The organism is Streptomyces iranensis, assembly GCF_017874715.1.
GTDB classification, from domain to species: Bacteria; Actinomycetota; Actinomycetes; order Streptomycetales; family Streptomycetaceae; genus Streptomyces; species Streptomyces iranensis.
Window position 1 is genome coordinate 50,157 of the sequence record NZ_JAGGLR010000031.1, and the last position, 12,325, is coordinate 62,481.

Annotated in this window: 7 protein-coding genes and 1 pseudogene; 3 read left to right on the top strand and 5 right to left on the bottom strand. The window is 72.2% G+C overall.

Annotated elements, in window-relative coordinates:
* Positions 1-185: 185 nt before the first annotated feature.
* The gene (locus J2Z30_RS42310) at positions 186-392 is read left to right on the top strand and encodes a hypothetical protein (RefSeq protein ID WP_044580240.1); all 207 of its coding nucleotides are present in this window, start codon (positions 186-188) and stop codon (positions 390-392) included.
* A gap of 97 nt (positions 393-489) precedes the next feature.
* Here J2Z30_RS42310 and J2Z30_RS42315 read toward each other — a convergent pair whose 3' ends face one another.
* Positions 490-1,491, bottom strand: coding sequence for an alpha/beta hydrolase fold domain-containing protein (locus J2Z30_RS42315; RefSeq protein ID WP_107073442.1), 1,002 nt, complete (start codon positions 1,489-1,491; stop codon positions 490-492).
* Positions 1,492-1,695: 204 nt separating this feature from the next.
* On the opposite strand from J2Z30_RS42315, the gene J2Z30_RS50285 reads away from it, so the two are divergent.
* The gene (locus J2Z30_RS50285; RefSeq protein WP_052701867.1) at positions 1,696-6,261 is read left to right on the top strand and encodes a phosphorylase family protein; all 4,566 of its coding nucleotides are present in this window, start codon (positions 1,696-1,698) and stop codon (positions 6,259-6,261) included.
* A gap of 63 nt (positions 6,262-6,324) precedes the next feature.
* Positions 6,325-7,272, top strand: a complete 948-nt coding sequence (locus J2Z30_RS42325) for a GlxA family transcriptional regulator (protein WP_044580242.1) — start codon at positions 6,325-6,327, stop codon at positions 7,270-7,272.
* A gap of 332 nt (positions 7,273-7,604) precedes the next feature.
* Here the strand turns inward: J2Z30_RS42325 and J2Z30_RS50290 are convergent.
* The 4 genes and pseudogenes from J2Z30_RS50290 to J2Z30_RS42345 all read right to left on the bottom strand — a co-directional run.
* Positions 7,605-8,033, bottom strand: a pseudogene (locus J2Z30_RS50290) (recombinase family protein); the annotation flags it as partial.
* A gap of 236 nt (positions 8,034-8,269) precedes the next feature.
* Entirely contained in the window at positions 8,270-9,259 is a 990-nt protein-coding gene (locus tag J2Z30_RS42335) for a LacI family DNA-binding transcriptional regulator (protein WP_044580247.1), read from the bottom strand.
* A 10-nt stretch (positions 9,260-9,269) separates the two neighbouring features.
* Positions 9,270-10,361, bottom strand: coding sequence for an adenosine deaminase (add, locus tag J2Z30_RS42340; protein WP_044580248.1), 1,092 nt, complete (start codon positions 10,359-10,361; stop codon positions 9,270-9,272).
* Between the two features lie 15 nt (positions 10,362-10,376).
* The gene (locus J2Z30_RS42345; RefSeq protein WP_044580250.1) at positions 10,377-11,738 is read right to left on the bottom strand and encodes an NCS2 family permease; all 1,362 of its coding nucleotides are present in this window, start codon (positions 11,736-11,738) and stop codon (positions 10,377-10,379) included.
* Positions 11,739-12,325: the final 587 nt, after the last annotated feature.

Consider the following 12,325-nt stretch of genomic DNA (forward strand, 5'->3'; position numbering starts at 1 on the left):
ATGTCCAACGAATTTGCCCCCGGGGCCCGGGTTCGGGCTCGCCCATGCGGCCGGGCCCATGCGGCCGGGTCCATGCGGCCGGCACCGCGCTCGACCTTCACATCATTCCCACACAACACCGTTGACGCGCCGGGCTGCCGTGGGCACCCGGCCGGGGTCGCCTGCTGAGGAAGGGGCCCTTCGTCGTGATCGTTGTAGCGGTCTCAGTGCTGCCCACGCTGGTTTTGATGTTGCTGGTCATGGACCGTGTCGAGGACTGGCTGTCCGGGTCCTCCCCGGCCCCGCCGCACGCACGCGAGCGGCGTCGTCTGCGGTTGCTTCCCGGCGGGGCGCGGGAATCGGGCTCCCGGCCGGCGACCGCGTCGTCCGAGCGGCGGTCGGAGGCCGCCTGAAGCCGGTGGCTGGGGGTACGCGTGGCGGGCCTTACCGCCTCACCTGCCGTACGCCCGGATGGGGGCGAGACCGGTGGCGGAATCCGCCCCGCCCGGCTCATCCAGCGAGCCTCGGCTCGGCGTCCCTGGAGTGAGCGAGGAGGCGCCTGAGCCAGCGGGTGCGGGCGCGGCGTGCGTCCTTGCTGATGGCCGCCTGCGGTGCCATGCCGTCGAAGCCGTGGTACGCGCCGGGCCATACGTGCAGTTCGGCCTGGCCGCCGGCCTGCCAGATCCCGTTCGCGTACGCCACGTCCTCGTCGCGGAACATCTCCGCCGATCCCACGTCTATGAACGCCGGAGGAAGACCGGAGAGGTCCGTGTCGCGGGCGGGCGCCGCGTAGGGCGGCACGTCCGCCCGGCCGTAGCGGTCGCCCAGCAGCGCCTTCCAAGCGGTCTCGCCCGAGACGAGGTCCCACATGCCGACGCCCGACATCTGGTGGCTGGAGAAGGTGTGTCCGCGGTCGTCGAGCATCGGGCACAGCAGGAGCTGTCCGAGGATGCCGGGGCCGCCGCGGTCACGGATCAGCAGGGCGAGAGCCGCGGCGAGACCGCCGCCCGCGCTCTTCCCGCCGACGATGACGCGGTCCGCGTCGATACCCAGTTCGGCCGCGTGCCCGGCGGCCCAGAGGAGCCCCGCGTAGCAGTCCTCCAGCGGTCCGGGGTACCGCGTCTGCGGCGCCAGCCGGTACTCGACCGAGATGACGGCCATGTCCAGCGGGAGGACCCACTCGCGAAGGATCCGCGGAAGCACCGACCATGCGTTGCCCATGATCATCGCGCCGCCGTGCATGTAGTACAGCAGCGGCAGCGGCCCTTCGCGCCCGGCGGGCCGCGCGCTCACCAGCGTGACATCGGGCCCGTCCCGCAGCCCCGGGACGGACAGCTCCGCCACCTCGAAACGGCCATCGGCCCGTAGGTCATCGGCCGTCGGCCTGGGCCGGGTCGCGGCGTCCCGCTTCTGCCGGGCGGCGAGATTTCCCGGAGTGACCGGCTCTCTCGGCCCGTTGCCCAAGGACTCCAGCGCGACGCTCAGCTCGGGGTCGAACGGAGGCACCGCCATCGGCCTCGGGACAAAGGGGCTTGTGTGGGGGAGGTCCATACCGCGCATCCAAGCATCCGGCGTCGCCCGGCGATACCGATGGTCACGGCGGCTCGTACGTCCGTTGCGCGTTCGGTACGCCCGCTGATCCCAGCCCCAGGAGACCGCGGACGGTAGCATTTCGCCCGCGGGCCGCACCAGGGTCGACCGTGGCCGGGGGGAGACGTGGAGAGCACCGGGCATCACAGCGACTCACTCGTCGTGCTGACCGCACTGGACGTGGAGTACGAGGCGGTCCGGGCGCACCTGGTCGATCCGCGGCCGCGACTCCACCCGGCGGGCACCCTGTTCGAGGTCGGCCGGCTCGACGGCACGCCGTGGCTGGTGGCGCTTGCCGAACTCGGGGACGGCAACCAGGGGGCGGCCGTGCTGACCGAACGGGCGATCACCATGTTCGGCCCGCGCGCCGTGGCGTTCGTCGGGGTGGCGGGAGCCCTCAAGGGCGATGTCCGGCTCGGGGACGTCGTCATGGCCACGCATGTGTACGCGTACCACGGTGGCAAGGACGAGGACGGAGAGTTCCACTCCCGCCCGCGGGTCTGGCCGGTGCGTCAGGAACTCGACCAGCTGGCCCGCATGGCCCGCAGGTCCGGTGCGTGGACCGACCTGCTGCGGGACCGCCCGCCCGGCGCCGCCCGCCCGGCCGTACACCTCAAGCCCGTGGCCGCCGGTGAGGTCGTCCTCAACTCGGCGGACTCGCCCCTGAGACGGCAACTGCGCCGGAACTACCAGGACGCCGCCGCCATCGAGATGGAGGGCGCGGGCGTGGCGCAGGCCGCCCATCTCAACGCCGCGTTGCCCGCCCTGATCGTCCGCGGAATCAGCGACCGGGCCGACGGCAAGAAGTACGACGCGGACGCCGAGGGCTGGCAGTCCCGTGCGGCGCGCCACGCCGCCGCCTTCGCCTTCTCCGTCCTCCGTGAACTGCCACCCGGCGGCGGCCCAGCCGCCACACCACCTGGGCCGGTGACGCCCACGGGCCCGGTACCGGAACGGTCCCCGGAAGGTCCGGCGCCGCCGCCCCCGGATGCGGGAACCCCACCGGACACCGGACCGGCCGCACACCGCCAACTCCGCCGCTGGGCGCGGAGGTTCTCCGACGACCTGGACCTCGTGGACTCCCCGCGGCCGGACGGTGACACCGGCTCCCCACCGCAGCTCAGCGGCGGGCTGTATGTGCGGCGCGCCATCCAGGACCGGGTGGTGGAGGCCCTCTACGACGACGATCCGAAGGCGGTCCTGGTGACCGGGGAGGCGGGGAACGGGAAGAGCAGCCTGCTGTGGGGCCTCGCCCGGGACCTGACCGTTCTGGAGGACGCCGAGGTCTTCCTGGTGAACGCCGCCTGGCTGCTGCGCCCCCTGAGCGGCGCCTCCGCAACGCCCATGCTGAGCCCCGCGACCGTCGTGTCCGGGGCCACTCACACCCGGACGCGGGGGCGCACACCCGTCGTGCTCCTCGACACCGCGGATCTGCTGCTGCACGACGACCACCACGAGATGACGCTGCTCGACCTGTGCGAGGATCTCGCCGCCGCCGGTGTCCGCCTGGTGCTGACCTCCCGTCCGGAGGAGGCGAACCGGCTGCGCACCGGCTTCCTCCGGATGTCGCTCGGCCCCTACGACGACGGCGAGATCCCCCACGCCATCCGTGGGCACGCCACGCTCTACTGCCCCGACGCCGTCCCCAGGGACGACGGGGCACGGGTGCGGAGGCTGATGGAGCCCGTGGCCCGCGGACTGCCGGTGCGCGAGGTGTGCCGAAGCCCCCTCCAGCTGCGGCTGCTGTTCGAACTCGCCCGGGACGACGGGGCGTTCCCCAGCGCCGAGATCGACGCCACCGGCCTCTACCGCCGCTACTGGGACCACCGGGTCGTCACCGACCGGCGCCAGCACGGCAACCAGAGCGCCACGGCGCCGGAGGACCTCTCCTCGATCACCGGTCCGATCGCCGTCGTGCTGATGTCGGCCGGCCGTACCGAGCTGGCCCGCGACGATCTGGTCGAGCGGCTCACCTCGCCGCACGGCGGCCCCCGCCCCGCGTGGCCGCACGAGCCCGCCCGCATCCGGTCGTCCCTGGATCTGCTGATCGACCGGGGCGTGCTGGGCAGAGGAGCCTCGGACGGCATCCACTTCTTCCACCAGACCATGTTCGAGTACGCGGCCGCGCGCGGTCTGCTGCACCTCACCGGGGCGCGGGCGCTGCTGTCGCTGTGCGAGTGGATCGGGTCCCATCCCCGTGACTTCTTCGTCGGGGCGATCCTGGAACAGCTGCTCATGCTCGCCGCGGGGTCCGAACGGTATCGCGGCCCGGTAAGGGACACGCTGCTCCGTATGGCGGCGCACGAGGACGCCATGATCCTGCACACCGTCGCCGTGGCCGTCGCGGCCCGGAACCCGGCCGTGGGCGTGCCCGTCGAGCCCCTGCTCGCGACGGCGCCGCATGGCGTCGCGCGACGGTACGCGGTGCTGGCCCCGACCGTGCGGGACACGGACGTTGACGCCCTCCTGCCGCAGCTCCACGGGCTGTGGGAGAGGCAGGAGCCCAGTCTGCGGGAGGCCGTACTCGAAGCGCTGGAACGGCTGGCCGCCCAGAACTCGCTCGCGGTCCATGCCGCGCTCGCCGACTGGGGTTGCGTACGGGAGCTGACCGGGCGCCGTACGGCCGTCGCGGGCCTCGACGTCCTGCCTCGGCTGCTCGTGCTGACGTCACACGTCGATGTGGCGTCAGCCCGGACGGGCCTCATGGAAATGCTCGACTTCGCCCTGACCCGCGGGCTGTCGGAGCTGGCGTCCGGCGTCATGACCCTCTGGGCGCGGCACTGGGAAACACTGGGCTCGGTGGAGTGGGCCACCGCCGTCCAGGAGCGTCTCCAGCGTGTGCGTCTCGCGCGGAAGTCGTACGACGTCGAGCTCTTCCAAACGGCCCTGGCCAGGGTGCTGGCCGCCTCCTGGACCCATGACCACGGACTCCCGGGTGACCAGGGACGCCCCGGTGACCAGGGACGCCCCGGTGACCACGGACTCCCCATCGGCGACGCCGGCGACCCCGACACCCCCGACGGCTGTCCCGCCACCGCACCCCACCCCTGGATGCGCCGCCTCGACGCCGCGGTGGCGCTCCTCGAGGCGGATGACCACGACACCGCGGGCAACGCCGGACTCATCGCCGCCACAGCCGTCCTGACCACTCTTCCGCACGGCCACTGGGCCATCGAGGCCACCCTGGACCGCTGTCTGGCGATGACCGGGCCGGGAGCGCCGCACGCGCTCCAGCACCGGATGGTCTTCCCTCTGCTGCTCAGCGCCGACTGCGCCGCCGCGGAACGTCTCGTCCACCGGCTCGCTGCCATGCTCAAGGCGCTGCCCTGCCCCGAGAACCAGCCGGTCACCCCCTCGCAGCGGCTCGCGCTTGTGGCCCGCCGGATCCTCGCCCACCGGGACGTACCCGCGCACCGCGTGCGGCAGGTCCTGGAACACTCCGGCTGGGACGCGGGCTCCGAACTGTGGCTGTCCCGGGACGGCCTGGCCACGCTCCTCCTGCCGGCCGCGCTCGGCGGTCACCCCACCGCCGTGAGCAGGATCGAGAAGGCGACGACCGCCCCGGCCGCCGCCCGGAGCCTCGTCCGCCAATCCCTGCACCGGGCGATCACGGACGCCGGGCTCCACACCGAGCGCCACATCGGCCTCCTGGTGAACCTGTCGCTCATGGACGCCGACACCGTACTTCTGGAGGCCGTCACCACCGGCCGGGCCAAGAAGGGCACGGGTCCGCTGCCGCCGCTCGCCCAGGAGCGGGTGCTGGCCGCGCTACGGGCATCGGCACCGGCCCTCACCGGGCTGATCGCGGACGAGATCGCCGAGGGCAACAGCGGAAAGCGGCAGCGCCAGGCACTCACGCTCTGGGAATGCTCGGTGTCCACCGGTGTCCTCCCCGCGCCCGGCCTGACCGGACTCCTGCCCCGGTACGGCACCTTCTCCGACCAGAAGACCCGGGCGGCCTTCCTCGGGCTGGTGGGAACCATCGCGGCGCTCGAACCCGCCCAGTACACCACGGCACACACCTTCCTGTCGGAGCTGGTGTTCGACGCCGCGGGAGGCATCCCCCTCCTCGACGACGCGTCGGCCGCCACCCGGAACGCCGCCCGCAAGGCCCTGCTCCAGGCCGCCTGCGAGTCCGGCCCGCTCACCCCCACGGCCCTCACCACGGCCCTCGACCTGGCCTTCGCCCCACCGACCGACGCCGGACTGATCAGCGGGCTCGGCCGGCTGGTGCGGCGGCTCAGCGCCGTGCACGGCGCGGCACCCGCCGCCGAGCTGCTGATCCGTGTCATCGGCGCGGCCGTGGCCTCGCGACAGGGCCGCGCCGCGGAGAACCACCTCGCCAAGTCGCTCCGCGGCGCGATGGACAGCATCTTCGACCACGGCTCCCCGGCCGTGTACCGGAGACTGTGGGAGCACCTCAAGGAGCGTGGCCCGGAGGACGACGCCGATCGCGTGGTCTTTCCGGAGCGGTACGCCCTGGGGCTGGTGAGCTGCGCGATCCGCCGCTCGTACGCGACAACGCGCCAGGATCTGGAGGCACTTGTCGCCGATCCGCGGGTGCCGCGGCCCACCAAGATGTGGATCAGCGACCAGCTCAGTGCCCGGTCGCGGGAACACGCCGAACACGACCTCAGCTGGGTGCTCGGTGGCCGGACGGCCCGGCAGCCAGTGGCAGGATGCTCGCGGTAGTCGTCATCGAGGTCACGGGTGCGCGCGGGGGCCCGTTCGATCGCGGGAAGCCGAAGGAGCCCGATGAGCCGGAAGAACCACCATGTCGTCGTGCTCGTGCTCGACGGCGCGAAGCCACTCGACGTCGGTATCCCCGCGCAAGTGTTCTCCAACCGCCCGAGCATGCCCTACGAGCTGCGGGTGTGCGGCGCCGCGCCCGGACCGGTGACCGGTGGCGAAGGACTCTCGTACCACGTGGCCGAGGGCCTCGAGGCGTTCGAGCACGCCGACACCGTCTTCATCCCCGGCTACCGGGAGCCGGCGACCACGGAACCACCGGCGGCCGTCGTCAGCGCCCTCATCGCCGCCCACGAGCGCGGCACCCGGCTCGCGGCCATCTCCACCGGGGCGTTCGCGCTGGCGGCCACGGGTCTGCTCGACGGCAAACGGGCGACGACCCACTGGCACTACACGAAGGCTCTCGCCGAGCGGCATCCGCTTGTGCGGGTGGACGAGAACGTGCTGTTCGTGGACGAGGGCGACGTGCTCACCTCGGCGGGCGCGGCATCCGGCATCGACCTCTGTCTGCACCTGGTGCGGCGCGACCACGGCGTCGGGCTCTCCAACCACGTGGCGAGACGGCTGGTGGCGGCGCCGTATCGCAGCGGGGGACAGGCGCAGTACGTTCCCCGGAGTGTGCCCGAGCCGCTCGGCGACCTGTTCGCGAGCACGCGGGAGTGGGCCCTGGCGCACCTCGCCGAGCCACTGACGCTCGAAGCGCTCGCCCGCAACGCGCGGGTGTCGGCGCGCACCTTCTCCCGGCGGTTCGCGGAGGACACCGGCTACACGCCGATGCAGTGGGTGCTTCGGGCGCGCGTGGACCTGGCCCGTGAGCTGCTCGAACGCACCGATCTGAGCGTGGAGCAGGTCGCCGACCGGGTCGGGCTCGGCACCGGCGCGAATCTGCGTCTGCACTTCCATCGCATTCTCGGCACCTCCCCGACGGAGTACCGCCACACCTTCTCGGCCTGAGACCCCTTCCGAGCGCCGTCCGTGTGAAGGCCCTGTTCTCCCGAAGCTACGGCGAAGTCGGCGTGGGCCTGCTCGACGGCTTCGGGGTACGCCTCGCGCTTGGCGTGCTCGGCGAGCGCCCGGTAGATGCTCGCGACGGAGGGGTTCTGTCCCTTGCGCTTGCCGGTGGGGATGATCAGGTCGCGCTGGATCTGCTCGACGGACTCGCCGCTCGCCCGGCGCCGGAGCACGGTGTGCAGCATATCGTCGGTGATGACCGGTGGCCGGCCGCCGTGCTTGCCCTTGCGGGCCGCGGTGTCGAGCCCCTCCAGCGTCGACTCGCGGATGTTCTCCCGCTCGGTCTCCGCCAGCGCCGCGAAGAACGCGAACAGCAGCTTCCCCGGACCGGTGGGGTCGTAGATGCCGGGCAGGGGCCCGGCGAGCATCTCCAGGACCAGGCCGTGGGCGGTGAGGTGGTCGGCGTGCGCCTTGACCTCCCGCGCCGTCCGCAGCGCCTCCTCGAACTTCGGGCGGACCCGCACCCGGGTGCTGATCTTCTCGCTGAAGATCTTGTCGCGGGGGATGCCGTGCTTGGCGAGCGCGTCGAGCTGGGAGTCGAGTTCCTGCCCGAGGATCGAGCAGCGTGCGTAGCCGATGCGGATGTCCGCGCTCGGCAGGTCCGGGTCGATCGGCGCCGGGGGTGGGTTGCCGGGCCGCCACGGGCGGCCCGGGACTCGGTCGGCGGGAGTCGGCACCCGCAGCGCCTTCTTCAGCCGGGGCACCTTGGTGAAGCGGCGGGTGTGTCACACGTCCGTCCTGCTTTTGAGTGAGAACGGGTTCTGAGAACGAATCCGGGTCCGGCGGCGGCCCGGCGGCCCGCGATTGATCTTGCTCGCGCAAAGGATCGTTTGCGGGAACGCTGAACCGCGTGATCAAGCTCGAACCGCGGGCCCTGATGTGAGAGAGCGCCGTAGTCGGCGAGTTTCGCCGACACGGCGCTCTGCAACCAGGTGACGGCTCAGTGAGTCGCGACCTCCGGAGCGCGTCCGCTGGATCCGCGGGGGATCAATGTGGTCGGTAGTGTCACCAGTTTTGGCTCCGTGGTTGCCCCCTCCGAGGGCAGCAGCGCGACTGCCTCGCGTGCGGCGTCATCGAGCGGCAGGTGGAGCGCGGTGACGGAGAGGTCGGCGGCCCCGACGGTGTCGAGATCGTCGCCGCTGACTACGCTCATCTGTCCCGGCACGGAGATTCCCTGGTCCGCCAGGCGGTAGAGCGCGCCGAGCGCGATCAGACTGTTGTACGCGATGAGGGCGGTGGCGCCAGACGTGCGGGCCCGGTCGGCGGCGGCGACTCCGGCGTGGAACACGGGTGGAGCGGGGCCGATGGTCTCGATCTCCAGGTCGTAGAGCCGGGCCCGGTCCTGGACCCTGCGGCGCCGCTGATGGTCGGACCAGGTGCGCACCGGTCCCGAGACGTAGACGATCCGCCGGTGTCCGAGGTCGGCAAGGTGGTCGAGGCAGCGGGCGATCCCTGTGGGCACGTCGATGATGACGGAGGACAGCCCGCCGCAGCGGCGGTTGATCAGGACGAGCGGCACTTGCGCGCCGATGGTGAGCAGGTCCGCGGCGGGCAGCCGAGAGGCCACCGAGATGACGCCGTCCACCCGGCCGACCAACTGCCCGAGGAGCCTGGCCTCCCGCTCGTCGGTCTCGAAGGTGTCCACGATCTCCAGGCCCAGACCCGCCGCCTCGGCCCGTCGGTGGACGGCGCGGGCGAGGCGGGCGTACAGCGGATTGGTCAGGGCGTGGACGACCAGGCCGAGGGTGCCGGTGGTGCCGCTGTTGAGAGAGATGGCGGCGCGGTTCGGGACGTAGCGCAGCCGGGCGGCGGCCGCCCGGACCCGGGCCGCCGTCTGGGGGGAGATCATGTCGGGCCGGGTCAAGGCCCGGGAGGCCGTGGACGGCGATACCCCGGCCTCCCGGGCGACCTGGCGCAGCGTGGTGGCCATGAGGCCAGTATCACCGTGCCGCGGGCATGTCCTGTGGGCCGGGGGCGCCGGGCCGACCGGGCCCGGCGCTCAGCTGCTCGCGCAGGTCGTCGGCCTGCTGCTGGAAGGAGGCCCGCAGTGTGCGCCGGTCGCCGTCGTCGAGCCAGGCGGCGTCGACCGCGGCGAGGGCGAGCCGGACGGCCGCGTCGGCGTCCAGTCCCAGGTCCGTGCAGGCTGCGACGTACGTCTCCCCGGGGTCGGTGCCGAACATGGCCGGGTCGTCGGTGTGCAGGCTGATGTTGAGCCCGGCGTCCAGCATGGCGGCGATGGTGTGCCGGCGGCGGTCGACGAGGTGTTTGTTGGAGGTGTGCGCGCAAACCGTGAACGGGACTTGCTCGTCCCGGACCCGGGCGGTGACGGTCTCGTCGGCGAGCAGGTTGTAGCCGTGGTCGAGCCGGTCGCAGCCGAGCCGGTCCAGGCAGGTGACGGCGTTGCGGGGCGGGCCCTCGGTAAGGGTCTGGTTGTCCTCGCAGGTGTGGGCGGTGCGGCGCAGGCCCGCGCGCGCGGCCCGCTGGAAGACCTCCGCGAAGTGCTCGGGCGGGCCGCTGCGCTCGGCGGCGTCGAGGCCGATGCCGATGACCTCGTCGCGACGGTGGGACAGGACGTCGTCCAGCATTGCGGAGGCGACGGCAGGGGACTCCATGCGGTTGATGGACGGGATGAGGCGGCAGCGGACGCCGAAGTCTTGTTCTGCGGCGCGGATGCCGTCGATCAGCCCGTCGACGATGCCGGGGTAGGTGGCCCCGGAGCGGTAGTGGTCGGTCGGGTTGAAGAACATCTCGCGGTACCGGAGGTTGCCCCGCTCGTGGCCCTCGCGGAGCGTGGCGTAGACGGCCTCGGCGAAGTCCTCGCGGGTGCGCAGCGCGGCGGCGACCGCCATGTACACCTGGAGGAAGGTGTAGAAGTCGGCGAAGTCGTAGAGCGTCTCGGCACTGTCGGCGGGCAGCCGGATGCTGTTGCGGCGGGCGATCTCCCAGGCCGTATGGGCTGGGATGGCGCCGACGAAGTGGCAGTGCAGCTCGGCCTTGGGCAGGCGGCGCAGGAATTCCTCGTAGCTCGGCATCGAATGACTCCGCCTTTAGTGGGCCAGGTTCCAGAAGTAGTAGACGAGCGGCAGGCACAGCGCGCCCAGCGGCCACGGTAGCTCCCGCACCCGGCCGGTGAGCAGCTTCAGGGCGGCGTAGGCGAGGATGCCCGCGGCGATGCCGGTGCCGATGTTGAACGTGAAGACCATGGCGACCACGGTCAGCAGCGCCGGGAAGGAGGTGGTGAGATCGCCCAGGTCGGCCCGGGTGATTCCGCCGAAGATCTGCAGCCCGATGACGATCAGCACGCCCGCCGTGGCCTCGGCGGGGATCATCAGCACGAATGGCGCCAGCACCAGGGAGGCCAGGAACCCGGCCCCGGCGAAGACCGCGCTCAGCCCGGTGCGCCCGCCCGCCTCGGCCCCGGCCGCTGACTCGACGTACGCCGTCATGGCCGGCACGCCGACCAGGGTGCCGGCGGTGGCGCTCGCCGAGTCGACCACGAACGGCTTGTTGATGTCCGGCAGATTGCCGTTCGCGTCCAGCAGCCCCGCGCGCCCGGAGACGGCCAGGACGGTGCCCATGGTGGAGAAGAACTCGGAGACCAGGAAGGTCAGCACGTACGGCAGGTACTCCGGCTTCAGCGCGCCCGCCACATCGACCCGGAGGACCAGATCACCGATGCCGGACGGCAGGGAGTACAGGGGGTCGGGAACCTTGGTGACGCCCATCGGGATGCCGATGAGGGTGGTGGCGACGACCGCGATGAGCAGCGCCCCGGGGACGCGGCGGGCGGTGAGGAGCAGGGCGAGGAGCAGGCCGATGAGGGCCAGCAGCGCACCGCTGCTGCCGAGATCGCCGACGGACAGGGCGTTGGATTTGGGATTGGCGACGACGAAGTGGGCGTTCTGGAAGCCGAGATAGGCGATGAATAGGCCGACGCCGGCGGCGATGGCGGCCTTCAGCGGCGTCGGCACGGCGTCCGCGATCAGGCGGCGCAGCCCGGCCAGCGTGAGGATCAGGAAGAGGGCGCCGCTGAGAAAGGCCATGCCCATAGCGGTCTGCCACGGTACGCCCTCGACGGCGGAGATCGTGACGCCGAGCAGGGCGACGCCGCCGATGCCGGGGCCGACGACGAACGGCCGCCGGGCGTACAGGCCCATGCCGAGCGCGGTGGCGAGGCCGACGACGAGGATCACCGCGGTGGTGACCTCGGCCCGGGGCATGCCGCCCCGGGCGAGTAGAGCGGGGACCACAGCGACGAGGTAGCCGGTGGCGAAGAACATCGTCATGCCGGCCACGAACTCGGTCCGTATCGACGTGCCGTGCCGGGTGAGCTGGAAGAAGGCGTCGAGGCGGGAGCGGGGGCGCTCGCCGGACCGGGGTGGTTCCGCCTGTCGTGTGGAGGAGGTCATGGTGGCCGCCTGGGCAGAAGGGCACGCGGCATGGGCCGCAGCACCGGGGACTGGAGCCGGCAGTATCAAAACCGCGAGAGAGAGAAATCAACGCCGAGGTCTGCAACCGGTTGCAGACGCCTGGCATGGCGCCCTCCAGCCGGACAGCGCCCCTTCCGGCCGGCCGCCCCTGTTCCTGGCCGAAGACGCGCCAGGCAAGCGAGCGGCGGATGAACCCGCCGATTCGGTGGAAGTCGGTGAAGTCGCCGAGCAGGTAGGCGAACGCGGCCACGTAGGGCCGGACCGTGCCGTCGATCCACCCGGGCCAGGCATCCTCGAACTCCTTGTGGCCAGGGGCGATGAGGCGGACCCAGTCGTCCGCCGACCACGCCCAAAACGACGTGCCGTCCTCCAGGCAGCGCCGCAGGACGAGGCCGATGGCGTCGGTCACGGCCCGGCGGTGGGAGGGAGTGTCGGGGCACCACCGAAGCGCGGCTCGTGCGTCGTCGAGCGGGCGGAGCAGACGGGAGATCGCCCGCCACTCGACCCGGTCCGGGGCATAGCCACGGCGTCGGCGGACTTCCCAGCCCAGACTGGTCAGTGCTGCA